This window comes from Colwellia sp. Bg11-28 (genome assembly GCF_002836245.1).
In the GTDB taxonomy this organism is placed as follows: domain Bacteria; phylum Pseudomonadota; class Gammaproteobacteria; order Enterobacterales; family Alteromonadaceae; genus Colwellia; species Colwellia psychrerythraea_A.
The window spans coordinates 1,560,144-1,586,878 of record NZ_PJBA01000006.1 but is presented as its reverse complement, the minus strand read 5'-3'; the positions used below and the strand labels follow the sequence as shown (position 1 = coordinate 1,586,878).

General features: G+C 39.0%; 18 protein-coding genes. 14 read left to right on the top strand and 4 right to left on the bottom strand.

The annotated features are described in order from the left end of the window. The first annotated feature begins 50 nt into the window (after positions 1-50). Positions 51-497: a thiol-disulfide oxidoreductase DCC family protein gene (locus CXF79_RS14095; RefSeq protein ID WP_101155697.1), complete on the top strand. Its 447-nt coding sequence runs from the start codon at positions 51-53 to the stop codon at positions 495-497. Positions 498-555: 58 nt separating this feature from the next. Here CXF79_RS14095 and CXF79_RS14090 read toward each other — a convergent pair whose 3' ends face one another. Together CXF79_RS14090 and CXF79_RS14085 are read right to left on the bottom strand one after the other, a co-directional pair. Further along, positions 556-1,290, bottom strand: coding sequence for a DUF2182 domain-containing protein (locus CXF79_RS14090; protein ID WP_101155695.1), 735 nt, complete (start codon positions 1,288-1,290; stop codon positions 556-558). Positions 1,291-1,304: 14 nt separating this feature from the next. Further along, positions 1,305-1,931, bottom strand: coding sequence for a DUF1326 domain-containing protein (locus tag CXF79_RS14085; protein WP_011043232.1), 627 nt, complete (start codon positions 1,929-1,931; stop codon positions 1,305-1,307). A gap of 347 nt (positions 1,932-2,278) precedes the next feature. Between CXF79_RS14085 and CXF79_RS14080 the strand changes: the two genes are divergently transcribed. Both CXF79_RS14080 and CXF79_RS14075 read left to right on the top strand, forming a co-directional pair. Next, entirely contained in the window at positions 2,279-2,752 is a 474-nt protein-coding gene (locus CXF79_RS14080) for a tRNA-uridine aminocarboxypropyltransferase (protein ID WP_232769183.1), read from the top strand. Positions 2,753-2,871: 119 nt separating this feature from the next. Beyond that, a complete protein-coding gene (locus tag CXF79_RS14075; RefSeq protein ID WP_101155691.1) occupies positions 2,872-4,557 on the top strand; it encodes a B12-binding domain-containing radical SAM protein in 1,686 nt (561 codons plus the stop codon). 45 nt (positions 4,558-4,602) lie between these two features. Here the strand turns inward: CXF79_RS14075 and CXF79_RS14070 are convergent, their stop codons facing one another. Further along, positions 4,603-5,913 (bottom strand): DsbA family protein, encoded by a 1,311-nt coding sequence (locus CXF79_RS14070; protein ID WP_101155689.1) that lies wholly within the window; start codon positions 5,911-5,913, stop codon positions 4,603-4,605. A gap of 458 nt (positions 5,914-6,371) precedes the next feature. Here CXF79_RS14070 and CXF79_RS14065 point away from each other — a divergent pair, with 458 nt between their 5' ends. From CXF79_RS14065 to CXF79_RS14030, 8 genes are all read left to right on the top strand, one after another. Next, positions 6,372-8,036 carry an ABC transporter transmembrane domain-containing protein gene (locus tag CXF79_RS14065; RefSeq protein WP_101155687.1) on the top strand — a complete coding sequence of 555 codons (1,665 nt, stop codon included), beginning with the start codon at positions 6,372-6,374 and terminating at the stop codon, positions 8,034-8,036. Then, complete coding sequence (locus tag CXF79_RS14060; RefSeq protein ID WP_101155685.1) at positions 8,029-10,086, top strand: peptidase domain-containing ABC transporter; 2,058 nt, start codon at positions 8,029-8,031, stop codon at positions 10,084-10,086. The genes CXF79_RS14065 and CXF79_RS14060 overlap by 8 nt, the downstream gene beginning before the upstream one ends. Beyond that, on the top strand, positions 10,079-11,404 hold the full coding sequence (locus tag CXF79_RS14055) for an HlyD family type I secretion periplasmic adaptor subunit (protein ID WP_101155683.1): 1,326 nt from the start codon (positions 10,079-10,081) through the stop codon (positions 11,402-11,404). Before CXF79_RS14060 ends, CXF79_RS14055 begins: the two co-directional genes overlap by 8 nt. A gap of 11 nt (positions 11,405-11,415) precedes the next feature. Beyond that, positions 11,416-20,673 (top strand): VCBS domain-containing protein, encoded by a 9,258-nt coding sequence (locus CXF79_RS14050; protein WP_101155682.1) that lies wholly within the window; start codon positions 11,416-11,418, stop codon positions 20,671-20,673. 13 nt (positions 20,674-20,686) lie between these two features. After that, a complete protein-coding gene (locus CXF79_RS14045) occupies positions 20,687-21,244 on the top strand; it encodes a hypothetical protein (RefSeq protein ID WP_101155681.1) in 558 nt (185 codons plus the stop codon). 53 nt (positions 21,245-21,297) lie between these two features. Continuing rightward, the gene (locus CXF79_RS14040; RefSeq protein WP_101155680.1) at positions 21,298-21,744 is read left to right on the top strand and encodes a hypothetical protein; all 447 of its coding nucleotides are present in this window, start codon (positions 21,298-21,300) and stop codon (positions 21,742-21,744) included. Positions 21,745-22,120: 376 nt separating this feature from the next. Continuing rightward, complete coding sequence (locus CXF79_RS14035) at positions 22,121-24,091, top strand: Ig-like domain-containing protein (protein WP_101155679.1); 1,971 nt, start codon at positions 22,121-22,123, stop codon at positions 24,089-24,091. A 233-nt stretch (positions 24,092-24,324) separates the two neighbouring features. After that, positions 24,325-24,636, top strand: coding sequence for a hypothetical protein (locus CXF79_RS14030; protein WP_101155678.1), 312 nt, complete (start codon positions 24,325-24,327; stop codon positions 24,634-24,636). Positions 24,637-24,764: 128 nt separating this feature from the next. On the opposite strand, the gene CXF79_RS14025 is transcribed toward CXF79_RS14030, so the two are convergent. After that, a complete protein-coding gene (locus CXF79_RS14025) occupies positions 24,765-25,394 on the bottom strand; it encodes a glutathione S-transferase family protein (protein WP_101155677.1) in 630 nt (209 codons plus the stop codon). 255 nt (positions 25,395-25,649) lie between these two features. Here CXF79_RS14025 and CXF79_RS14020 point away from each other — a divergent pair, with 255 nt between their 5' ends. From CXF79_RS14020 to CXF79_RS14010, 3 genes are read left to right on the top strand one after another with little or no spacing between them, the layout of a single operon-like run. Beyond that, the gene (locus tag CXF79_RS14020) at positions 25,650-26,090 is read left to right on the top strand and encodes a hypothetical protein (RefSeq protein ID WP_101155676.1); all 441 of its coding nucleotides are present in this window, start codon (positions 25,650-25,652) and stop codon (positions 26,088-26,090) included. Positions 26,091-26,107: 17 nt separating this feature from the next. Further along, positions 26,108-26,413 carry a hypothetical protein gene (locus CXF79_RS14015; protein WP_101155675.1) on the top strand — a complete coding sequence of 102 codons (306 nt, stop codon included), beginning with the start codon at positions 26,108-26,110 and terminating at the stop codon, positions 26,411-26,413. Between the two features lie 2 nt (positions 26,414-26,415). After that, positions 26,416-26,724 carry a hypothetical protein gene (locus CXF79_RS14010; protein WP_101155674.1) on the top strand — a complete coding sequence of 103 codons (309 nt, stop codon included), beginning with the start codon at positions 26,416-26,418 and terminating at the stop codon, positions 26,722-26,724. The last annotated feature ends 11 nt before the right edge of the window (positions 26,725-26,735 follow it).

The following is a 26,735-nucleotide window of genomic DNA, read 5'->3' as shown; positions in this document are numbered from 1 at the left end:
GTTATATCATCGGATTTTCCAACACTTATTCATATTAAGAAGAAGAGCACATGTCCGTTGTAAAATATCCGCCTAACGTTGGCGAAAATGATTGTGTGATCCTATTTGACGGTGTTTGTAAACTTTGTGATTTTTGGACTCAATTTATCGTTAAGGTTGATACACAACAGCGCTTTAAATTATGCAGCGTTCAATCACCAGAAGGGCAGAGCATATTAAATTATTTTAAAATGCCAACTGATCATTTTGATACCATGCTATTGGTAGAAGGTAATCAATGTTTTGATAAGAGTGATGCGTTTTTAAATACGATGAGCAAACTTAGCTACCCATGGCGTTTATTCACTGCATTCAAAATACTCCCCAAGGGTATTAGAAACTGGCTTTATGATCGTATTGCTCGAAATAGATATTATTTATTTGGGCGGTACGACAGCTGTATGTTGCCAAGTAAAGAAAATGAAAATAGATTTCTTAAGGGTGATGTTGGTGAGTAGCAAGTTAACTTATCATTAAGTTTTTCTTAAAAAAAATCTCAAAATTGATGGGTTGTACCTAGAACCAATAACTTAATCCCAACATAATCAGTAATGCACCTAAGTATTTACTGATTATTTCTCCTTTTGGCATAATTTTTTCTACAACAACTATCAGCGTTAAAATAAGTATCCATTTTAGATTCATTACCCCACTTACAAATAATATTGTCATTAAAAACCAACAACAGCCTACGCAATAGCTGCCGTGTTTTAGGCCTAAGAGTAATGCACCTTTAAAACCTTCTTGCCAACCTTTACTCAGCATAGACAATGGTGATCTACACAGATTTAAACAGTTTTGTTTGAATGAAGAAAATTGATAGACACCAGCAATGATTAAAATTGACGCACTAAAGCTTAGGTTTGCACTATCCATCATGGGTGTCAGTAGATTTAAATGGTGGAGAAAATACTGCAAAAAGGTAATAACTACACTATATAAGCACCAAGTTATGAGATAGCCGAAGGTAAAAATAATGGTTGGTGTGTAGGTTTTATTTGACGAAATTCGTTGTCGGTTTAGTTTATCAACCAATAATATTACTGGAATTGCCGATGGCAGCATCATTCCTGCCATCATAATAGCCCACATGATAAACAGCATGAATACATCAGCCACAGACCAACTTGCTACTGGGTCCATATTCATAGTCATATCATAAAGCATGTAATGCCAACTCAAATAAATGAGTAGGCACACACTAATCATGATAAAAGTTCGATTTATTAATACCATTCTGTTATCAGGCATTGATGTATCTTTAGTTAAGCATTTGGCCAATTAACAACAGCATTTGCAGCAAAGGTATCACTGTAACTAAAAGCCATATTGCCATGGTTAATTTTCATTAATTTGGTTTTTCCGGCAAAACCATCGTTCCACATAAAACCACCTTTAGGGAAGGAAATATGCACTTCATTAATCTCGCCAGTAACGGGGTTAATGTGTGGCTCTTGTTCAACCTCAATAATCCCCTCTATTGTTACCGTTGATGTATAGTCTTGCCTATTTAACTTAATATCAGCCATTATTGGTCCATCAAATTCACTAAACAAAGTACCTAGTACCTCAACAGGCATGCCACCTGCTTGTCCTGACATTATGGTAGCAAGCGCACCGACTTGTTCTTCGTTAGCACTGTTATCGATAAAAAGAGCTCCTTTGCCATTACCTTCATGCATAGCACTTGGCCAAGCGGCAGCAAACACCATTTTCAAACCACTTAAGTCTAAATCGTTGAAGTGACCCTTAAGTATTTCAAAGCCTAGTATTGCTTCACAACCACCATCCTTACTGGTTGGGAAACCGCCAAACTGACAGCCACATCCGTGACTACAACTACAATTTTCAATTTGATTCATTGATAATGCCCAAGAATGTTGATTACTCATAATATAACTCCTCTTTTTTGGGTGGTTAAATTATAGGCTAAATCTTGTTGTTTTTCCTTTTTGAGAGCAAAACATATGTCGATTTGAGTTATGACATTGTTGTGTACATTGTTATGTTTATCTTTCGCTGCTTACGCTAGCCAATTATACTATTAACCATTGCATACCAGTAAGGCTCAGCACATTGCACTTTAAGAACTATACCCAAACCACTTCAAGATTCTAGTTTCAGCTGAATCCTGCATATTGAAGTAGCTTGGGTATAAATGTAGGTTACGAGCTACCCATCTTCAAATTTGGCGAACAAGTCTTTCAACACTAACCAAAAGCGGAACAATGCAAAAAAAATGAAAATATTTTTACTAACACATGAACGTGAATTGCATAGAGGCACCAATACTGGCTCTCTTGCTATAGACGATTATAATGAAATTGTTGAACGGTTACTTTGGGAAAGAGTAAATCCTGATAAAGAGCTTATTCGATTAATAGAAAATAATGAGGCGGTATTATTATATTCGAAGGGTGAGTCATCAGAAACCGAATCGTTGGCAGTCGTTGAAGAATATGAAAACATCATTATTATTGATGGTACATGGCAGGAAGCAAAAAAAATATTCAACCAAAGTGCTTATTTAAAAAATGCTCCACAATTCACTTTGAAAACGGAAAATGATTCATTATACAAACTGAGAGCCAATCAGCCTAAAGGTGGTCTATGCACCATCGAATGTATAATCGAAGTCTTAAAAATTAAAGGGCAAAACAAAATAGCCTCTGAGTTATTAGCAAAATTTGAAAAATTCAATGGTTGCACCTAACAAAATAATTAATTAGCTCTATTGGTCGTATCAACAATATTGCTGAATAACGTCAGCGATCACCGTATAATTACCGCATCATCAGTAACAGTATTTCATCCAAGGTATTTAAATCCAGTATGTCAGAGCACACAAATCATCCCGAATTAGCTGTTACCCAGATCCCTACCACAGAAAATAGTGCGCTTAGTTCAAAAAAATCAGAGCTAATTAAATCTGAGTCTATAAAGACAGATTTAATCAAAGAGGGCACTGCGCTTAGTCATCAAAGCGGTCAGATAATTGATAAAGCTTCGCCTAAGATTGTCCTTGCGACACTAAATGCAAGGTACTTTCACACCAGTTTTGGTCTACGTTACCTTTATGCGAACTTAAAAGAGTTAAAGGAATTTTGTGAAATAAAAGAGTTTATTATCCAAACTCGCGCCATTGATATCGTTGAACAAATATTAGAAACAAAACCCGATATCGTTGGTTTTGGTGTTTATATCTGGAACATCGTTGAAACAACCGATGTGGTTAACTTGTTAAAAGTGATCGCACCAGAAATTAAGGTTGTTTTGGGCGGCCCAGAAGTGAGCTATGAAACTGAGCAACAAGGGATTGTTGCCTGTGCAGATTATGTCTTAACGGGACCGGCAGATATTAGTTTTTACCAACTGTGTAAAGACATTATCAACGAAACGCCACCTGATAAAAAAGTGCTTAATTCGAAACCTGTTCCGCTCGAAGAAATAGCATTGCCGTATGAGTATTATACCGATGAAGATCTAAAGCATCGACTGCTATATGTTGAAGCGTCTCGCGGTTGCCCGTTTAAATGTGAATTTTGTTTATCTTCTTTAGATAAATCGTCCACGCCATTTGAGTTGACGGCCTTTCTTGAGCAAATGGAAATCCTTTATCAACGTGGTGCCAGAAATTTCAAGTTTATTGATAGAACCTTTAATTTAAACATTAATACCACTATGCAAATTATGCAGTTTTTCTTAGACAGAATGACTGAGGATCTCTATCTACATTTTGAAGTGGTACCCGATCACCTTCCAAGAAAATTAAAAGAATTGTTAGCACAGTTTCCTGAGGGCAGTTTGCAATTTGAAATTGGCATACAAACCTTTAATGTTGAGGTACAAGCGAATATTAGTCGTAAGCAAAACAACGCAAAATCAAAAGAGAATTTATTGTGGTTAAGGGATAATACCTCCGCACATATTCATGCAGATCTCATCTTTGGTTTACCAGGTGAAACTTTCGATACGTTTAAAGATAGTTTTAACCAACTCTATCATTGTCGTCCACATGAGATTCAAATGGGCATTTTGAAACGCTTGAAAGGTAGCCCAATTATAAGGCACACAGAATCATTCGATTTGCGTTTTAATCCATTACCGCCCTTTAATATTTTAAGTACAGACAGGGTGAGCTTTAGCACCATGCAACGTATTAACCGCTTTGCGCGATATTGGGATATGATTGGTAATTCAGGGCGTTTTAAATACGCTTTACCTCATATGTTGTCAGACGAACCTTTTGATGATTTTATGGCGATTACCGAGTGGATTTTTAATAAAACAGGGCAAATTCATAAAATTAGTCTGAAGAAGTTATTTGAGCTGATTTCACAATCGGTAGAAGCATTATTTCCTGAAAAGCATCAGCTTGTTATTGAAAAAATTGAACTAGATTACGAGGCAACGAAATTAAAAAGTCACTTTAATGGACTCAATCTTTATGCGGGTGAGAAGACGGAATCGATCACTAAAAACAAATCATTAAAGCGACAACAACAGCACATGAATTAATATCACTGAATTAAGAGCTTAGGACGCTAATAGCCTCTATTAGCGTTAACCTTTCTGCTGTGAAGATGCTATCGCGTATTGTATTTGTAATAATCTATCTTGCCCAAATACCGTGGTATTTTCATAACTAAAACTAGGTACTCCCCATTTATCATGCTGGTATAAGGCAAGTAAGTTGTTTTGAGCCCAACTTTTCCAATGATTGTCATCGAGGTATTGTTTAGCTTCAAACCAGTTAAGGCCTGATTTTTCGACAATATGTTTTAATCCTGCATCAGTTTCTGAACATATCCCTTTTGACCATACAGCTTGTGCGTAGGTTAATAAAAACTCAATACCTAACTGGTTTTCGGTAGCGTATTCAAACAGTGCATAACAGCGTTCTACACCTTGTCCTAATGGATCTGCTACCTTCCCAAAGGGTATATCAAGAGCCGTGGCTTCACGGTTTACATCTTGTAAAATGTACATACGTTTGGTTTTTGGTACCAACATACGTCGCATCACCATAGGTAATATTGGTTTGACCACAAGGGGAACTTGAAAATGAGCGGCTAAACGTTTTGCCCGTAACAAGCCAATATATGAATAAGGACTGCGTATTGACCAATATATAATTAAAGGCGATTTTTCATCATTAGCAACAGGTAATGCATTGTCTGATTGCTGGATGTGATGGGTTTGGTCAAAAAGTACTTTTTGATCAACAGACAACTGTAAATTATTTAAACGTTTTTCTAAATACTGTAATCGATCAATTCCCCAGTACCACTCACCGCCATAATGCAGCATAGCTGACTGATAATGCCCATGTTGTTTTAACATTGCTTCGTTACTGTTTAAATGCTGCTGATAACATTCGCTATGGTTTTGTATCACGGGGTCAATCAAAGAGGCTAGCGTGCCATTTTCTCCTTGCCAATAGCTAGAAAATATTTCGAGTGCTTTGGTTAAATATCCCGGCTGTAGTTCATAGTGGAGTAGCTGAGCTGTTGCAGTAAAGGTTTGTTGCTGGCTCACTTTAGGCGGTTGTTCTGGAAAGCTTAGCTGGTAAAGCTTTGCTAAAAATACACCATCTTGAAATGCATTGTTCGCCCATAATTCAGGTGCGGGAAACATTTCTGTTTGCTTGTTAAGCACAGTTCTGAAATCGAACTCTATTTGATATCTGTGCTGTAACTCAGCGAGAGTTTGCAGTAATAAATAACTGTAAGGGTCATCTATAGCAAGATAAACCGTTATCTGATGATTTAACTTGTTTTTAATGCGTTTTTTATCAGCGTATTTACGTTTTAACTCGACGATAAAATTACTAAGCAGTGCTTGTATAAGATAAGGTTTTATTAGGTTGACCATAATTTAAGTTCACTTAGTTATTTTTTACAAAGTGTACACATAACTGACTAAAAGGTGAGCGAAGCTGAGCATGACATTTTATAGCGTTGCCTACAACCAGTGACGTGTTGAATCATTTAATACTAGCTTCCTTTGTAAACAAGTTGCTTAATCCTTAATTACCCGATGAGTACCGGCATCTCTATCATGATCTAAATACCAATTCACAGCGTATTAAACGTTAAGTAAATTTAATGAAATTTATTTAGTAATAAGAACATGCTTGTTATTACATCATCAAAGAAGTAAGTTATTGAATGTAAGTGGTTTTAAGTCGAACTTTAAGTCGGTTTCAAAGAAAACAATTATTTAAAATATATTCATTGTTTTTTTTGATAATACTTTTTATTTCATCTGCTTCTACTACTATAAAGTGATGATATATAAAAATAATAAGTAAGTGTAAGGAACTAAATGGAATGAAATCTACTTTTAACTTGTTGAATAATACCACCGCGTTAACACAACTCTCGCTCTCATCAGTATTTATCAATTTATTATCGTTAGCGCTGCCTTTCACCATGCTACAAATTTACGATAGAATTTTACCTAACCAGAGTTACGGTACTGCAACCGTACTAGTTATTGGGGTCGCCATAGCCATATTACTTGAGCTGTTTCTTCGGTACGCAAGAAGCTGGGTGCTTGCCTCTTCTGCGGCTAACTTTGAATTACAAACCACGATAAATGTTGTTAATAAGGTAATGGAAGCCGATCACCAACCTCTAGATAAAATGGGTAGTGGAAGCTTATTCAATAGCTTGTCGGGTATCGCAACAATGAGAGATTTATATTCAGGGCAAGCTGCCGTTGCGATGATGGACTTTCCCTTTGTGCTAATTTTTCTCGGTTTAGTAGCTTATATTGGCGGACCTTTAGTTTTTATCCCCATCGTAGTTTGGTTTGTTGTTATTTCGTTGGTGTTACTGATAAGTAAAAACCTATCAAAAGTAACGGATGAATTATCGGCAACAGACAGCCAGCGGTCGTCAATTTTACTTCATGTATTGTCAGGCCTTACGACAGTAAAAGCGTTAGCACTAGAGCAACGTTTATCGCGAGAATACCGTGAATTAAATTTTAAACGATTAGCAGAACAAGAAAAAATAGATTGGTTGTCAGCCAAACTGCAAGAATTAATTCAAGGTGCTTCCCAAGCCACAACACTCATTCTAGTGTTACTGGGTTGCTTATCAGTATTAAATGGTGATTTAACAACGGGTGGTTTAGCAGCCTGTTCAATTTTAGCGGGTAGGGCTGTTGCTCCCCTAAGTGCTATTGTCAGTCTTCGGTCTCGAATTGCGACAGCAAAAGTGGCCATGGCTAATGTTGATGAATTATTGTCACTACCCAAAGAAGCATTTACTAGTGCCAAAATCTATAACGAAAAACTGCCATTAGGTCCAATACAGTTTAAGGCGGTTAACTTTGAACACATGGGCGCAAAACTAACTCAACTATCATTAACTATCCAATCAGGTCAGCTTTGTACTATTCAATCTAATCCTCTAACGCATGCAAGCGCAGTACTGCAAACGTTAGGCTTATTTAAACATGTAAATGCTGGCAGTATTTCTATTGATGGTGTGGAGATAGCCGAACATGCAGCAAATGAATTTCGTCAATCGGTTTTGTATGTTCCACCTTGGCCAACGTTATTTGCAGGCAGCTTATTAGAAAATATGACCATGTTTCAACCGCAATACGAAAGTTTAGCAATGCAATACGCTAACGTTTTAGGGTTAACAAATACCATCGCACAATTACCTGCAGGCTATGCAACACAGGTAACAGAAGACAACAATAAGATGATTGGTAAAGGCGCTATAAAGTTAATGGCGATAATACGCGCCATGGTACAAAGTCCGTCTATTCTGTTGTTGGATGAACCCATGATTGCACTTGATTCAGACTCCCAAGCAAGGTTGTTAACCTTACTTCGATCACTTAAAGGTGAGATGACCATGTTAGCGGTTTCCTACTTTGATGAATTATCGGAAATTAGCGATGTCACAATGACCCTGACAAATGAGGAAGGGGAAAATACGGTATTGTCTGAAAAAAGAGGGTCAACTCATGAATAATCATAATGACCTTAAAGTTGCATTAATCGCACTATTGCAACAGTTAGGCTTACATTCTCAAGCGAATAGCATTTCAGTAGATACGCGGCTAGATAAATTAGATACCACTGAACTCTTAGATGTATTAAGAAAATACAGCATTAATTTTCATGTGCGGCCGATGAACAAAAAAGATATAGACCATACGTTATTACCTTTTTTAGTTATTCCTCAAGAAGATGAGGCCTTTGTCTCTAGACGTAAAAACAATCAATATGAGCAGTTAACTAGTGAACAGTCTTGGCAACGGGTTTCTTTTAGGGAAGATTTTGAGCAGGCAAAAGTCATTATTATAGAAAATCTGCCAACTAAGAAATCTTCAAGTAAAACCTTTTCACAGCATTTATCAAAACAAAAGAAATGGTATAAACCAGTATTTTGGCTGAGTTTGTTATCAAGTTTAACGGGATTAGCGGTACCTTTATTTACTATGTCTGTTTATGACAGAGTCATTGGCGGACAAGCACCCGATGTACTACCTCAAATCGCCTTAGGCGCCTTTATCGCCTTAGCCATATTAATTAGCAGTCGGCTTATTAGAGCCAAAATAGTGGCCAGTGCTAGTAATAAGTTTGCGCGTGACTTATCAGATATAACTTTCAGTAGACTATTAAGAATGCCGCTGATGGTATTGTCTCGCGTTGGTCTGTCAAATCACATCGCAAGAATGAGAAATGCGGAAAAAGTAAGAGGCATGGTTTCAGGACCCGGTGGTGCAGGGTTAATCGATTTACCCTTCACCATCATTGCTTTTTCAGCCATTGCCTTTTTAAGTGGCTGGTTAGTCTTAGTCCCTATTATTATGCTGTTTGTCTATTACTTAGTGATGAAGTTACTGAATCGCTATACCGCACGTGTAGTGCCGACCATAAACAGTGAATATCAAAACTCTATTAATGAGTTATCTAAAAATGTGTTGCAACTTAAAGCCAGTGGACAAACTGAAGCACGAAGAGTTGAGTTTTTTAGGCAGTGTCGAGAATCTTGTAGACAAAACTTCCTTTTCGCAAAACGTAACGGATTAAAAACGGCTACGGCTCATGCATTGAGCATGCTTACGGCGTTAGCGACTGTATTTACGGGGATCTTTTTAGTCTTAAATCAAAGCATTACCGCTGGCGCTTTAATCGCCTGTGTGATGTTGATTTGGCGAATTACCGGACCTGCTCAATTAGCTTTTTCATCAGGGCAAAAATTCACCATGATGAGTGGTGCTATTCAACAGTTCGATCGGTTCATGGGGGCAAGTCCAGAACAAAATGAATACCGAATGGAGCAACCCGACAGAGAAACTGCGCCAACGATTAAAATAAACCAAATAACCTTGAGATACAGTGCGAATCAAGAGCCCGTATTATCAGGTGTTTCGGCTGATATTGAATCAGGTGATTGCGTCGCCGTGATTGGCCCTAATGCCTGTGGCAAAACATCCTTGTTATTGTCTTTACTTGGCGTAGTTGAACCTCAGGCGGGTTTTATTATGGTGAACAATAAAAACTTAAAACAATATGACCCTGAAACCTTTAGAGAATACGCAGGATATTGCCCCGCAGAGCCTGATTTATTTCCAGGTACGTTAGCGGATAACTTGCGCATTGCAAAACCTGACGCGACTGATGAAGAATTAATTGCTGCATTAAAACATGCAGGAGGTGAGTCATTATTTATCGCGCTAAATTCAAATTTGAATATCAAGTTAGAAAATAACGCGTCAAACATGCTTTCTGCCGTAGAAGGGAGTTATATAAACTTAGCGAGAGCTTTTCTTAAAAAGTCTAATTTTATTATTTTAGATGAACCCCTAGCAAACAGAAACCCTCAAGCGAGAGAAGCATTTAGCAACACGATTTTAGCTTTAAAAGGTAAGGCGACAATTGTCTTTAGTAGTCATGACCCCGCGTTAATAAAACTCGCTGATAAAGTGATTGTTTTAGATAAAGGTAGCGTAGTTTATGCAGGACCAATCCCTGAAAAAAATTCACAAGAAATGGAGTCATCAAATCATGAATAACCGCCAACTTGCTAACCGTCAATGGCCAGAGCATGAGTTTTCTGATGCTATTGAAGCTCCTATAGAACGAAAAGTGATCAGAAATATTACCTATATGATTTTAGGCTCAATATTTTGTTTGTTGGTGTGGTCTATTTTTTCAAAAGTTGAGGAAATAGCGAAAGCACAAGGACAAGTTGTTCCTCTTGGTCACCGACAAGTTATTCAAAGTCAGCTAGGCGGCACGATTAACGCGATTGTTGTCGAAGAAGGTGACGTGGTCAAAAAAGGCGATGTTTTAGTGAATTTTATTGCAATTAATAGTCAATCTGCAAAAGAAGAGCTGGCAAGTAAATATGCTAATTTGATGATGAAAAAAGAAAGATTATCGGCTTTTAAAGAAAGACGAGAGGCAAACTTTAATGATTATAACGAAGTATATCCAAGGTTAGCACTTCAACAACGTCAAGCATTAGGTAGTATGAATGGTGAGCTTGTTGCTATTGAGTCATTATCAAAATCTGACGTGGCTAAATCTCAAGCAGAATATCATGCGATAGAAAAAGAAATTCCGGCACTAAAAGATCAAATTATTGCTTCTGAAAAAACACTCGCAATGATGACAACGCTTGCTAAAACGGGAGGGATTTCGCAGTTAAAACTTTTAGAAACCCAACAAAAACTTGATTCATACCAACGTGAACTGAGTGTTTTAGAAGGGAAAGAGCAAGTGCTGTCTAAAAATATGTCTAATTTAAATGAGCAACTTAATAATAAGAAAGCGTCTCTCTTAAAACTTGTAGGTGAAACATTAACAGAAACACAAGGTGAAATTCTTGCCGTTGAAGCAAGACAAAGATCATCAGATTCAGATGTTTCACAAAGCACTGTTGTTGCGCCTGTTAATGGCATCATTCAATCAATACCGAGTAGTAGCGTTGGCAGTGTTATTCCTCCAGGGGGGACAGTCGCGGTTATTGTCCCCGTAACAGAGAAAGCATTGCTGGAAGCTAAATTATCCCCAAGAGATATTGGTTTTGTTTCTATCGGTCAAAAGGCCAGAATTAAAATAGATGCCTTTGATTACAGTCGATATGGCGCTTTAGACGGCATAGTTAAAAAAATATCACCAAGTACAGATGCAGATGAAAGAGGTGGTGTTTTTTATAAGGTGCAAATTGCCATTGATAAACCCTATTTTGGCAAAAATCCTGGTGACTTAGAGTTAATTCCAGGCATGACAGGTGAGGCTGATATTGTTACGGGTGATAAAACAATATTTCAATATTTATGGAAACCAGTATTTACTAACGTAACTAGTGCTTTTGGTGAAAGATAAGAGGCTTTACTATGACAAACGATAAAGATAAATCAAATCCAAAAGATGAAGTTGGTAAAGAAGAAGCCAAAAAAGCGCGTGATTTAAAGCTATCTCAAGAAAAAGCACTTAAAACGGATAAAGAGGTAGAGCGTTTAAAAGCGAAAGAGTTTAAAAGCACATCTACCTATCAAGGTGCTTCTAATGCTGATTTGGTTGCAGACAAGTCATCAATACTGATAGCTGAGAATCAAAAAAAATCAGGGGTAGAGGCAAGTCCCGAAGAACATACGGATGACTCTGATTTATTAGCGAGCAATTCAGACAAGAGCAGCTTAATCGATGAAACAAGCAAACCTTTAAATGAAAACATCAGCGATTCGGTTACTAATCTAGATGAAACATCAGAGCAAACCGAGGGTAATGCAAAAACACCTCAATTGACTCGAATAGGCAAAGGAGGGGGGGTAACAACACCAGAAGGTGCAACCGTTCATTTTTCTAGTGAATATAATGTGGATTCGCAAGTAGGCAATGAGAATACAGCGAGCAATAATTCTGTAAATGTTTTAAAAGAATCTCCAAATCAAGTACCCCCTCTAAATCAAACAATAACGCCAGAAGCACTAGCTAATGCAACGGAACAGTTAACTGACAAACCTAAAACTGGTGGTTACACACAAGCGTTATCAAAAGAAATCCCGCAAATAGCTGCAGTGCAACCTCCTGAACAAATCCAACAAAAAGTACCTGAGCCTCTACACCAAGAGATACCGCTTTCAGCAGTTATTACACTTAATGAAATTACGCTAGATAACACCATCAATAATGTAGAATATTCAGCATTAGTTCAAATAACAGGTACGGTAGGTGGGGACATAAAAGATAATGATTTAGTGACGTTAATCATTGGTAATCAAGTTTTTAACGGTGTGGTAGTTAATGGGATATTTCAAATAGAAGTATCAGGCTCTTCATTATTGAATGAAGATAAAGTTGTTGCCGAATTGACCGTGAATAATGCAGAAGGGCACTCTTTAACCGTATCGACAGAACAACATTATCTTGTGGATACTTCGATATTTGCAAAGGATGATCAAAGTACTGCGTTTGAAGGTCAAGGGGATTTGGCTACATCAGGCAATGTGTTAGGTAACGATGACCAAGATAGTACTCACGTTACAACAACAGACTTTGTTGGTCGCTTTGGTGTATATCACTTTAAGGCCGATGGTAGTTATACCTACGAATTAGATAATACAAAAGTGCAAAATTTTCGAGCAGGTGAACATCACGAAGACTTTGCCTACTATGAAATTAAAGACAATGCAGGTAATACGGTAACAGCTAAACTAACAACATTAATTGAAGGTACGAATGACAGAGGCATTATATTAGGTACTTCCACTGCTTCGCTTACTGAAGATAAAGACGTTCACTCAGGACAACTTCGTGCTGATGGCGCGCTTACTGTCACTGATGTTGATGCGGGTGAGAATCAATTTTCCGCTGAAAATATCCAAGGTCAGTTCGGTACCTTATCAATTAACAACTTAGGCCATTGGACTTATACCGCGGATAACGCTCAGCCGACTATTCAAGGCCTCAAAACTGGCGAATCACTAACCGATACAGTGCTTATTCATACGGTCGACGGCACACAGCAAAAAGTCACCGTCACTATTAATGGTACGGATGACAAAGCAGTTATTGGCGGTACTTCCACAGCGTCACTCACTGAAGATAAAGACGTTCACTCAGGACAACTTCGTGTTGATGGCGCGCTAACGGTAACTGATGTTGATGCGGGTGAGAATCAATTTTCCGCTGAAAATATACAAGGTCAATTCGGTTCCTTATCAATTAACAACTTAGGTCATTGGACTTATACTGCGGATAACGCTCAGCCGACTATTCAAGGCTTAAAAACCGGTGAGTCGTTAACTGATACAGTATTAGTCCATTCAGTTGATGGTACTTCCCAACAAGTTTCTGTGAGCATTAAGGGTACGGATGATAAAGCAATTATTGGTGGTACTTCAACAGCGTCGTTGACTGAAGATAAAGACATTCATTCAGGAGTCTCTTCACAAGAGCTGCGTGTTGACGGCGCACTTACTGTTACCGATCTGGATAATGGTCAGGCACAGTTTAGTGCAGAGTCACTGCAAGGGCAGTTCGGTACTTTATCGATTAATAATCTTGGTCATTGGACGTATACCGCAGACAATTCCCAGCCGAGCATTCAAGGCTTAAAAACTGGCGAGTCTTTAACTGATACGGTATTAGTTCATTCTATTGATGGTACTTCGCAACAAGTGACTGTTACCATTAATGGTACGGATGATAAGGCTGTTATTGCAGGCACTTCAACAGCTAGCGTTACTGAGGATGTTAATGCTAATGCGGTAAATACGCTTAAAGGTCACACGGCTATACATCATGGCATCGCTACACATGGTCAATTAACAGTAAGTGATCTTGACAAGGGAGAATCTCACTTTGTTGGTCAGCAAACTGACCAGGCTCATGGAACTTTTATCTTAAATGAAAAGGGTTTCTGGAATTATACCGTTGATAATTCATCGAGTGCAGTTCAATCGATAGGATTAGGCCAAAGTATCACTGATACTATTTCTGTTAGCTCCGCGGATGGAACAACACATGATATTGTTGTAACAATACAAGGTACCAACGATGCACCAAAGGTATCTGCTGAAGTTATACTGCAAACAGGGACAGAAGATACCAATATTATTCTTACTCAAACGCAATTATTAGCAAATTCGAGTGATATCGATAGTAATGATCTAAATCAATTACAGGTTGATTCCATCACTTCAAATCATGGCGTGGTGACTACAAATGCTGATGGTTCATTTACCTTCCATCCAGATCAAGATTACAACGGTGATGTGCATTTTAGTTATGATGTAAAAGATTCTCATGGTGGTCTAACACATACAGGTGCAACCACCACACTTGCAGCAGTTCAAGACAATGCAATTATCAGTGGAGTCGACACTGGCAGTGTGACTGAAAATACCGCCGGAAAAGATATGTCGCCAGATCAAGCGCATGTTGGAATGAGTCATTTAACCGGTGCAATGTTATACGCTGACGGCAAGTTGAACATCTCTGACCCAGATACAGGAGAAAATGAATTTGATACCAACCAGGGTGGGACTCAGGGGTACACTTATCATGGCAGTTATGGACGCCTTATATTAAATGCTGATGGCCGCTGGTATTATAATGTTAACGCTGGCAGTCAACACAATGGTGCAATGCCAGGTACTGCAGGTACTGCCATTGATAAATTAGGCGACGGAGAATCGCTTACCGATACCATTACTATACGCGCGAAAGATGGCACAGCACATGACATAGTGATCACTATTCATGGCAGTAACGACCGACCATATTGCTCTTCAGAAGTTTCTTTACAAAGTGGCACTGAAGATACCGACCAAACGTTTACTCTTGCACAATTATTAGCTAATACGGTTGATGTCGACAGCAATGATGCAGGTCAGCTCAGTATTGATAATTTACTGGTGGATCATGGTTCCATTGTCGATAACAACGATGGCACTTATACACTTACTCAAGAACAAGACTACAACGGTGAAGTACATTTTACGTATGACGTAAAAGATGCCCATGGTGGTGTGACACATACCGATGCTAGCACAACACTCGCGGCAGTTAATGACAAGCCAGATGTAACCCCATTGACCGATAGCATTTTAGAAGGGGCAAGCCATAACATAGATCTACTTACCGGATCGACCGATAAAGAGGGCGATACACTACATGTAGAACAATTTTCATACTCTGTTGACGGCGCACCTAGTACTACAAATGTACCTGCGGGACTATCTTTTGCAGCTGATGGCCATAGCTTGATAGTAGATGCAACAAACCCAGCTTATAATCACCTTGCCAATGGAAAATCACAAACTATCACTATTACCTATCAAGTAAATGATGGACAAGGTGGTCATACTCAACAAACAGCCGATTTAACCATTCAAGGTACTGATGATAAAGCCACACTGGTTTCTAATGTTATTCAATTAACCGAAACGCAAGCGCTAGATAGTCAATTTCACATTTACAAAGGTAACCTTCAGCTTATTGATCCTGACAGCGGTGATAATACCCAGTTTGCCTTTAGCGGAAAGTATCTTGGGCTAGGCTACGAGCCAGGTCATTTTGATGTTTGGCCTGATGGTTCTTATCAATTTAGATTACAAGGCGCCAGTAATCGCCATGCGGATGATCTTATCAGTAGTTTGCATGCTGGCGAGTCAATGGAAATACCTTACGAGGTTAAAACCAATGACGGGCAAAAAATAACAATTATGGTTAAGGTGATTGGCGAAGATAATCAAGCTAGGATTGAAGTCGGCCGATATTCTAGTTTTGATAATAACGCTTATGAAGATAATATTTCACCGGGAAGTACACCTAATCAAGTATACAGTGGCGGTAATTTACAAGTAATCGACCCCGATCATAGTCAAGCTGGCTTTATCGCACAACATATCACTACTTCAGAAGGCGGGAGCTTTTTTATTAATGCCCGTGGTAATTGGGCGTATACAATTGATAATGACAAACTGCAGCATTTAGGTACAGGTGATAGTTATCAAAAAACCTTTACCGTTGAGTCGATTGACGGTAGTGCCCATCAAAATATCACGGTTACGGTTCATGGCACGAATGATGCGCCAGTAGTATCAGCACAAGTTCAAATAGCGCAAGGTAGTGAAGATACCAATATACAACTCAATGCTGTTGACCTACTTGCTAATGCAACCGATGTTGATGATAACGATGCAGGTCAACTCAGTATTGCCAATTTAGTCGCAGATCATGGAACAATTAGTGACAATAATAACGGTACGTATACTTTTCATCCTGAGCAAGATTACAACGGTCAAGTTCATTTTACTTATGATGTAAAAGACGGCCATGGGGGGATTACGCATACTGGAGCAACAACAACATTAGCGGCTGTTAGAGATAGTGCAGTAATTACCGAGGTGAACACAGGTAGTATTGTTGAAGATGGCCCTAATAGCAGTAGTAATGCAGGCATGGTAACCGAGCTTGCAAGTGGAACACTTAATGTGGTTGACCCTGATAGTGGTGAAAACTCATTCCAATATAGTCAGTTCGGTGAAACTAAAGTTCAAGATTCTTTTGGTGGCGAACTGCGTATAGATAGCGGTGGAAACTGGGGTTATCATGTTGATAATGCTAGCTTGCAATATCTTGCTGAAGGTCAAACAGAGGAGGTTATTTATCGGGTACATAGTCGAGACGGTACCCCTTACGATCTTCACATCAATGTTATTGGTACAAATGACGCCCCAACAGTTAATCACGTAAACTTATCTAATGGCAGTGAGGATGTTAACTATCAAATGCAAGCGAGCCAATTTGGTTTTACCGATGTTGACTCAGGCGACGCACTTCAATCAATCACCCTGACGAATTTGCCAAGTGTGACATCAGGAAAATTTGTGCTTGATGGTCATGATGTATCAGTGAACCAAGTAATAACCACTTCAGACATCAGTAAATTACAGTTTGTACCTACGAATAATTTTAATGGTGATGTGAATTTTTCTTACACTGTCAACGATGGACTTACTGATTCACAAGAGGCGACTAATACACTGCATATCAATCCAGTGAATGATGCTGCTACCATTGATGGACAATCTCAGTCGAACATTTCAGCTGAAATTACGGAAGATTCTACCAACAATGTGATATCAGGCCATTTAACCTTGATTGACCCAGATGCCGGAGAAGAGCAGTTTGCAGCCAATACGCAAATTTCTGGTCAGTATGGTCAGCTAACGCTTGATGAAAACGGCAGCTGGCATTACGCACTTAATAACGCTTCTTCGACAGTTAATGCTTTAGAAGCAGGGCAACAATTAACTGATACGCTAACGGTTATCTCACCCGATGGTAGTGCCAGCGAAACCATTGCAATTACAATACAGGGTCACAGCGATACCCCAAGCTTACAACTGCAAGAAGCTGGCGCAGTGCAAGGATTAAATCTATTCGCAGGCATCCAAGGTAATGGTATCAGTCAATTACAATACTCTACGGATGGTGTTAATTTTAGCAGTCAAATCCCGCCCGGATTCAACTTAGCGGCCGATGGGCATACCTTAGAAGTGGATCCCGCTAACGTAGCTTATGATCATCTTGCTAATGGCGTTCAACACAAGGTTTTGGTTAACTACCAACTGCAAGAAGGCACTGGCAGCAGTGCACATCAATCAAGCCAACAAGCACAGGTTGTTATAACGGGGACTAGCGACCGTCCAGCCATTCAGAGCTTTAGCGCAAATTCAGATCAATTTAGTGGGCCGGTGACTGGCAATTTACTTCAAGGGGCTACTGATGTGGACGATGGTGCGCAGCTCATTTTACAAGATTTACAGTTTAAAGATCCTAGTAGTCATCATTATGTTACCGTCCATGCAGGACAAAATGTGAGCATCACAGGTGTTGGTCATATTGCCATTGCCCCCAATGGGGATTATACGTTTACACCCGATCCCAGTTTCAATGGCGATACCCCAGGATTTATCTATCGTATCGTTGATGTCCATGGCGACTATCACGACAATAGTCAAAGTAATTTAAATATTCATATTAATGTAAATCATCAACCTACCGTACAAACACTGACAACCAGCACTAATGAGGATACTGATATACAATTTAGTGCCGCAAGCTTCGGTTATCAAGACAGCGACAGTGATGCGCTTGATCATCTAACTATCACCAAAATCCCTGATGCCTCAAGCGGTGTTCTGCTCCTCAATGGTCACGTTGTCACTCAAGGACAAGCTATTACCGCAAACAATATTGATAAGCTTATCTTCAAGCCCGCGTTAAACTTCAATGGAGATGCTCACTTTAGTTATGTTGCTAATGACGGGCATCAAGACTCAATTAGTCACACTGCACTATTAAGTGTTACAGAAGTAAACGACTTGCCGACCCTGACAATTAACCAAACAAGTCACATTCAAGGTAACTTAGTCGCTACGGATGTCGATATTGGCGACTCACTTAGCTTCTCAGCACCGCAAACAACAGGGAGTTTTGGTAACTTGTCTATCGACCCTGATAGCGGTGTCTACACCTACACCCAGCATAATTCAGTAGCCCATATGAACTACAATCCAGCTACTTCAACTTATACTGGCGTCGACATCTTTGAAGTACAGGTGAGCGATAACCATGGCGGTGTAGCCAGCAGATATATTAGCTTTAGTGCGCAAGCCACGGTGAGTAGCACTACGGCAGGTAACTTAGTGATTAGCAGCAGCGTGCCGCATCAACCAGTTGTAACAAATAGCTTGCCTGCAGGGCATACCGTTATTAATACACCAACAAGCAATCATGTCAGTATCGATTTAAGTAGTGCGAGTGATTCAGGTAGTGCTAACAACGATGACTTAACCAGTGACACCACACCAACTATCACTGGCCATACTGATATTCCTTTTTCTAAAGTGAGTATTTATGACGGTAATACCCCGGTAGGCCACGCATTATCTAATGCCAGCGGAGATTTTAGTGTAACAGTATCGAACTTAGTTGAAGGTCATCATAGTCTATCAGCAAAAGCCCTAGCGCCATCATCTATACTGCCAGCTGTGTCATCAGTGCTTGATGTTCAAATTGATACCCAAGCAAGTGTAACGATTCAAATTGATCCTATCACTAGCGACAATGTCATCAATGCACAAGAGAGCGGTACCTATATTAGCGTAACAGGTCAAGTAAGTGGTGATGTGCACCAAGGTGATATCATTAGCTTGGTCGTCGGGCAACATAGTTATGCTGCAACAGTTGATCATAGCGGACACTTTAGCGTAAACATCGCTGGTGTTGAGCTTGCCTCTGATTCATCAATAACGGCTAGCGTTGTAACGACCGACAATGCGGGTAATACTGCAAACGCTACGCAAGTTATGCATTATGACACCGACACAAAAGTAGGTATGCCAACCATTACCTTTGAGAGCGCTGGCAGCGACAACGCTTATAGTAAAGCAGAGATTGCTCAAGGTCATGCGGGTACCGTTACCGCCACAGTTCATGCTTCAGCTGACGCAAAAGTAGGCGAACACCTCAGTGTTAATGGCATTGACCATGTACTAGATGCAAATAGCTTAGCTCATGGTATCGCCCTTGAAGTAGCACCTAGTGGCATTGTAAAAGCCATCATGACCGATGAGTACGGCAATAGTAACTCGGCGCTCAATATGGCAGCCAATGCCAAACCTGAGCCCATAGTGGTTACAGCACCACCCGGTAGTCATCATATTGGTGCTTCTTTAGGAATACCTACATTAATGCCAACACAAACGCCAGTTCCTGTCGCTGAGCAGGGCTGGAAAATACTGGTTAATGGACACTATGAAACGAGCTATAGTAGTCAATGGGGCACTTTATCGATAAATCCAAAGACTGGCCAATTGAACTATCAAGAACATGCCAATACCCATAGCGGGCCACACGGCTCTGCATCAACGGTTGGCGTTCATGAAGACAGGTTTGAGGTAGCTCTGCAGGGCTCACATCATGATGATGTCATTATGCATGTTCAGGTAAACATATTGAGTCGTGGCCCCGGTCACAGTGGTAAACTAACTTTAGGCTCAGAAGTGTTGGATATGACCGTGACTCCAACATTCAATCATCCAGCGCCAGCGCCTTCATCTCCAGTAGTTGATGCTCATGATGAGCCCCAAAGTGATTTCATTGCTGATGTCAGCCTAGATCTAGATGCTATCGTCGTTGCTGATAATGTTGATTCTGATGTAACTGCTAATAAAGACTATGAAGAACCATCGACAGTGAGTGCAACAGAACAAGCGCAAGCTGATCCAGTATCAGAAGCACCAGTGGCGGTCAGCATTGCCTTAACAAGTGCCCCTATCGATCACTACTTGCAGATGATCGGAATTAGTCCTCAAGATATTGCACCAAAGGATGGAGCACCAACTATGAGCAACTTACCTGATATGCAAGTGTTGAGTAGTAATGAGGCTGATGCAGATATGATAGATACCAATCAAGTTGATGCTTTTGATAGCCCACTTGATGACGATAAGCACCATCATGATTTAGCTATATTAGATGACGATCAGAATGAACAGAGCTTGAATGAGCCATTAATAGACCACGATGATGACAGTTTACACCAAGCATTAAACGACATGCATTCGCAATTTTAACGCGGGAGATAACATGAATTTAACTAAAACTATCACTATGATTACGGCGATGAGTTTGACATTCACCTCCTATTTAGAAGCAAAAGAGGTTCATGATATCGTTTATGGCAATGTTTCGTCAGTATTGATAACAACAGCGGATTCAAAAATATTAGAAGGCACTATTGCGGGTGGTGCTTTGGGTTTGGCTATAGGTGATAGTGCACTTCATACCCTAAATGGTGCCGCACTAGGATTCGCTGTTACGTCTATTATAGAAGGTGATCGACGTGTGTTTTTATATACCATCAATGTTGATGGTAATGAGCGGAAAATTGCGATGCAAGAAGGCGGTATTGGTGAAGGTCGTTGTGTCGCGATAGAAACTCAAGGTAAACACACCAATGTTCGTGGGGTGTCTTCAGCATTTTGCCAACACAAGGGTCATCAAGCTTTGACCTCAACCGATATTGTCAAGCAGCAACAATCTCAAGCACAACAGTGTAAAAAGGCGAGAGAGTTAGTGTTAACGGCTAATAATGATAAAGAAATAGATCATGCACTTGTTAAAGTTCGTGCGTTATGCGAATAACAGCTTTTTGACCTATTAACTAACAAACGATTCAGTAATTATTTGGGAATATTATGAAATATATAGTAAAACTAATCACCTTATCCATACTTTCACTCTCTTTATTCTCATGTTCTGGAACCATCAACTCTGTGGATGGGAAAGGTGAAGGAGTAGGGCATGTTTATATTGTGTCTGAAGCCATTGCCAAACGATTAATGATGGCAGCTATGAAGTCACAATTTAATCCTAGTGACATTAAAGTGTTAGTGGCACCAAAGTTAGGTTTCAGTTCAAAAGTTCAATATGGTATTGATAAAGATACTGTTGAGCTAGTTGCGTTAAAAGCTAATGGGGTAAATAGAGAAGGTAATAACGTTAGTGGTTATGTTTTCTCTGCAGAACATCACGGTACGGCACCTGCTGCTGGCAGCCCGACAATAGGTAGACTGTTAGCGCATGTTGTAAAAGATGCCGAGGCATTAGGTAGTACAGCAAAATTTAGTCAGTTAATTAACTGAATAATTAATTGAATAATAGAGTGATATAAATATATGTAGTAAACAAATTTATATCATTCAAATTGAATAAGTTTTTTAAGCGAAAAACTCCAAGATGTCTTTCATTGAACAAGCCATTTTTGAATATACTTCAATCAAGTTAAATCAGCTCTTAGCATTGAGCATATTAAAATCCCTCCTTAATATTGAGTCAAAAAATAATAATAACAGGTCTAAAAACTGCTCTTAAGACATCACTACCTTTCGGAATCTGCATACTTTAGTCACACCATTATTGATAGAATACCTTCATTATATTTCAACTTTAATACGAGACAAAGTTAGACGCCTGTCTACGCGTTATTCCATAAAACAACTTACAAGGAAGCAATTTTTCATGTTTAACTCTATTCATCAATTAAGAGGACTTCTCTTAATCACTCTTTTATGTTTCATCACAGCCTGTGGAAGCGACAGTGGTAGTAGTGAACCCCCTGTTTCTGTATATGTCACCAACATTGATCTTAATGCAACTCATACTTCTTTTGCCGTTGGTGTTAGCCAACTGGTAGAGGGCGTAGCAACATTTTCGGATAATGAAACACGTAGTGCTTCGAGTACAAGTTCAACATGGTCAAGCGATAATGAGAGTATTGCTACTGTCGATTATTTTGGCGTTGTGACTGGAGTTGGTGAAGGGACAACAACAATTAATGCGCTTTATAATGGTGCGCAAGATGCTGAAGGTGAATTTGTTACGGGTATTATTGACATAACGATTACACCAGCGGAAGTTGTTGAAATTCAGATTTATTCAGAAGTAAATACCGTAGCTCTTGGCGTAGATGTACAGTATCAAGTTTTTGCAACATATAGTGACGAAACTAATGATGAATTAGATAGTAATGATATAGTTTGGGCAAGTAGTAATCCAGCTGTTGCTGAAATCGATGGCCTGACAGGCATTGCTGAAACATTGTCTGCAGATGAAACTACTATATCGGTTAATTTTCAAGGGTTGCAAAGTTCTTCATTATTAACGGTAACTAATGCAACTTTAGTTAGTTTGACTGTCTCGCCAGAGATCCCGGGTGAAACTAGTGTTCCTGCTGGGTACACATTCAATTTTATCGCTGAAGGAACTTACTCTGACGATTCAACGGGTCCTATGACTGATAAAGTCACTTGGCTAGCCGTTAATCATACGATTTTAGAAGCGATTGAGCCGAAAGGAACGTTCAGAGGCCTTTCTCCTGGAAATGCAGGGGTAAGGGCCACATTTGGGACTATTATTGATGAAATTCCTGTTACGGTTTCTCCCGAAGTACTGTTAAGTGTCGACATAGAGTCAGATCAAGATTCATTTCCTATTGGTCTTCGTTCACAATTAACGGCAAGAGGCTATTTTAGCAGTAGCATCAATAAAGTCATCACGGATGAAGATAATATAAACTGGGAAAGTGATAACACTGATTTTGCGACAGTTGATTCTGATGGCATTTTAACTGCTATTGACAAAGGTAACGTAAATATTACCCTAAGTTATACAGATGCAGAGGGCGAATTTTTTTCAGATATACAACAATTCACTATTTCTGATGCTGAATTAGTCACGGCTACTATTACAACGGTACCAAATGATTTATACCTTGTTCCAGGCCAAACACATCAATACATTGCAATAGGGGAATATACTGATCGATCAAAACATATACTAAATAACCAAGAGGATATTTTTTGGTCTATAAGTGACTTGCTTGACAATTCAGACTCAGACTCTGCAGCTTCGATTCATCCTCAAACAGGACTGATTACAAATCAATTTTACAATGGTCTTACGAGAACTGAACAGGTGTTTGTGAATGTAACTGTTGGTGGTCTTGGCGGTGAACATGACCCTGCATATGCTAACCTAGGTGCAGTGCAAGTATTGAGTTCCGATAATTTAAGTTTTACTGGAACATTCATACAGGGTGACGTAATACAATTAGACTTAACTATTACCAGTGAAGACGTAAATATTGAAGATGGTATGAGTGGTCCAGAAAATCAATCTTTTATTATGCTAACTTATGACGAAGCTGAAAGTGTTTGTCAGGAACTGATTTATAATAAACATACCAATTACCGTTTACCTACCGCTACAGAATTGACGAAACTATGGAACGATAAAACTGCAGATCCTGCTGTCGACTATGAGTTTTATACCAAATACAACTGGTCAGTTGGTAAAAATTATTGGACATCAACAACAGACGATTCAGGTGCGACCTATAAGGTTATTGATTTAGGCAAGGGTGGGGAACAAATATCAACTAATATGGAATATAATTATGTGAGTTGTGTAAGAAGTCCTGTATCCCCATAAAATCAAAAGTGGCTTACAGGTGATAATTTAAACTAGAAGCTCACTGATACGAAAGAAAGCCTCTACAGCAATGTAGGGGCTTTTTATTATAAAGCGCTTGGGCATTTCTTATATTGAAATCTAAAACAGTAGCGTTACTAAAGAAGATTATTTCAATATTGTTCAATATCTTATAGACAAAGTGTTTTATTGATGTAATCTGAAATGACTATTCAATTTAATAAGAATAAAAAATGCAACGATTAAAAGAATCTCAAGAAGCACTCACTCTTATTTATAATGCATATAATGAAGTCACTCCCAATCCTCTTGCTCCGCTAGATATTGATGACGAAGACGGATTGAAGAAATTACTTAATACTGTGATGAATCGAGAATCGATATCGCATATACAAAACAAAAAAGCCCTTAAAGAAAGTACTGAACTACGAAGTTCTATCGCCGATGTATTATTGTTGCTTGATGGCTGCGATATTAAGGAAATTAAAGCGGCAATGAGAAAAGCGACAGCTGCAACGGCTGCAGCTACAGAAGCAGAAAAATAACTCATTAGCTTTTTATAGCTTATTCTCCTAAGGCATCAATATTCAGCGCAAATTACCGATAAAATAGTTCGCGCTGTATCTTCTGAATTGCTCATTGCAAGTCACATTAATGAGTGACCCTGTGCTAATTAGAAAATTGGTGCAAGATCTGCTTGTTGATTCATTGCTGACTTAAAGCCTTCCCGAGCCATTAGTCTTTTTAAATAATCACGAGTATGTGGTCCGAAATTTTGATCGTTCTCGGTTTTGTGAGCGAGAAAAAGGGCATAACCAACACAAATATCAGCTATCGTAAATTTACCAGCACAAAGGTAATCACTGGTTTCAAGTGCAACCTCAACGCTACTCAAACGTGATGACAGCCATTTTTTATAATCTTCAACGACTTGTGGTTGTAGGCGTTCAGGCTTTTCATAACGGTCATACCTTAATATTAAGGCTTGCGGAAAAGTGAAGGTAGTATCACTTCGATGAATCCAATTAAGGTAATCACCGTATTCTGGGTGTTCAATGCTTAAACCTATTTCACTCGTCCCATATTTATCAACCAAATACTGACAGATACCAGCGGACTCTGTCATGACTAAGTTCCTATCGATGAAAGTCGGCACAGTACCCAAAGGATTAATGTCTAAATAACCTGCATGGTTATATCTTGGCGGAAACTCCATATTAATCAGTTCATAGTCGAGCTGTAATTCTTCGAGAGCCCATAACGGCCTGACAGAGCGAGAGTCGCGGCAGTGATATAATTTCATTGTAGTATGCCTATGATATTTAGTGATTAACACTGTAGCATACTCGTTCTATTTGCGCGTAATTCCGTTCGCCTCAAGTAAACTCAAGCTACAAATGATTAATTAACAGCTGAAATTACCACTAGTGGAGCTGTAGCTTACAGTTTCTTACGTTTCCCCGACACTTACTAAACAATAAAGCAGATCTACTCGTTTGATTAGAAAGTATAATAGCGCCACGCTTTATCAATCCACGTAATAAATAGGTAGGCACATATGCCAATAAAATTGAAAAGTATTCTTGGGCTCAGCTTTTTACTTGTTGGAGGGTGTAGTCAGCTTCACCATGTTCATATTGGTGATATAGATCAGTCACAAGGTACGTTAACGCCATTCACAATTAAGGTGAATGAATTTGGTTTTGATGCAGCTAAAGCTGCAGAGATAGGGGCAGAGGTAGCAAAATCATCCTCAACTAGCGACGACTTAGAATTAGTGGCTTTTATTTTGGCTATTAGTAATTTTGGTCCTAAAACGGGTAACCCTGTATATAACGACGCTTATGCTGATGAAGTTCTCTCTGAAGTCATTAAAGCATGTCCAAGCAAAAAGTTAACAGGATTAACGTCGGTTCGCGAAGCAACCAACGTAGGGCCTGTCAGTGGCGAAGTTGTACGCATCAACGGTTACTGCATTAATAAGACTCAGATTCACTAAATTTAGGAAAAAATCTCATGTTAAAAAACACAATATTATTTTCAGTACTTGCAATGTCACTCACAGGTTGCGTTGGTTTGAATACCGTCTCTATGACACAAATTCCAGCACATAGAGATAACGTAATAACAACCTCATCATCTAGCTGGAATTTCATAGGAATAAACTTTAGCAATGCTTTTGTTGATGAAGCCATTGATGAGCTTAAAGGCCAATGTCCAACAGGAAAAATCGAAGGAGTTTACACCAAACACCAAACAACAGGTTATGTACTTATGTTTAAAAGAGAAGTTGTTGTTTCTGCCTACTGTAATGAGGTGTAGTAATGAAAAAACTATTTTTGTTACTTACGGTGGCGATGCTAAGTGCGTGCACTAGCAGTGTTCATATGTCGCAAGTGGATGTTGGAAGTAATAGTGCTAACGAAATTGAGATTGGCAAAGTTATTGAGATTGAAAAATCTCAAAAAAATATACTAGGTTTTGTTTACGATACTAACTATGTTGATCAAGCTTACAAAAACCTGTTAGTTGAATGTCCGAACGGAACTTCAATGATTAACGTTGAATATTTAACCAATCATGGTTTTCTTAGTTGGACAGATAAAATTCGTATTAAAGCGGTTTGTCTTTAAACAAATTTTTT

Bases quoted from the DNA above. Each gene is read 5' to 3' on its own strand.
- CXF79_RS14095 (WP_101155697.1), top strand. From the start codon at position 51: ATGTCCGTTGTAAAATATCCGCCTAACGTTGGCGAAAATGATTGTGTG.
- CXF79_RS14090 (WP_101155695.1), bottom strand. From the start codon at position 1,290: ATGCCTGATAACAGAATGGTATTAATAAATCGAACTTTTATCATGATT.
- CXF79_RS14085 (WP_011043232.1), bottom strand. From the start codon at position 1,931: ATGAGTAATCAACATTCTTGGGCATTATCAATGAATCAAATTGAAAAT.
- CXF79_RS14080 (WP_232769183.1), top strand. From the start codon at position 2,279: ATGAAAATATTTTTACTAACACATGAACGTGAATTGCATAGAGGCACC.
- CXF79_RS14075 (WP_101155691.1), top strand. From the start codon at position 2,872: ATGTCAGAGCACACAAATCATCCCGAATTAGCTGTTACCCAGATCCCT.
- CXF79_RS14070 (WP_101155689.1), bottom strand. From the start codon at position 5,913: ATGGTCAACCTAATAAAACCTTATCTTATACAAGCACTGCTTAGTAAT.
- CXF79_RS14065 (WP_101155687.1), top strand. From the start codon at position 6,372: ATGAAATCTACTTTTAACTTGTTGAATAATACCACCGCGTTAACACAA.
- CXF79_RS14060 (WP_101155685.1), top strand. From the start codon at position 8,029: ATGAATAATCATAATGACCTTAAAGTTGCATTAATCGCACTATTGCAA.
- CXF79_RS14055 (WP_101155683.1), top strand. From the start codon at position 10,079: ATGAATAACCGCCAACTTGCTAACCGTCAATGGCCAGAGCATGAGTTT.
- CXF79_RS14050 (WP_101155682.1), top strand. From the start codon at position 11,416: ATGACAAACGATAAAGATAAATCAAATCCAAAAGATGAAGTTGGTAAA.
- CXF79_RS14045 (WP_101155681.1), top strand. From the start codon at position 20,687: ATGAATTTAACTAAAACTATCACTATGATTACGGCGATGAGTTTGACA.
- CXF79_RS14040 (WP_101155680.1), top strand. From the start codon at position 21,298: ATGAAATATATAGTAAAACTAATCACCTTATCCATACTTTCACTCTCT.
- CXF79_RS14035 (WP_101155679.1), top strand. From the start codon at position 22,121: ATGTTTAACTCTATTCATCAATTAAGAGGACTTCTCTTAATCACTCTT.
- CXF79_RS14030 (WP_101155678.1), top strand. From the start codon at position 24,325: ATGCAACGATTAAAAGAATCTCAAGAAGCACTCACTCTTATTTATAAT.
- CXF79_RS14025 (WP_101155677.1), bottom strand. From the start codon at position 25,394: ATGAAATTATATCACTGCCGCGACTCTCGCTCTGTCAGGCCGTTATGG.
- CXF79_RS14020 (WP_101155676.1), top strand. From the start codon at position 25,650: ATGCCAATAAAATTGAAAAGTATTCTTGGGCTCAGCTTTTTACTTGTT.
- CXF79_RS14015 (WP_101155675.1), top strand. From the start codon at position 26,108: ATGTTAAAAAACACAATATTATTTTCAGTACTTGCAATGTCACTCACA.
- CXF79_RS14010 (WP_101155674.1), top strand. From the start codon at position 26,416: ATGAAAAAACTATTTTTGTTACTTACGGTGGCGATGCTAAGTGCGTGC.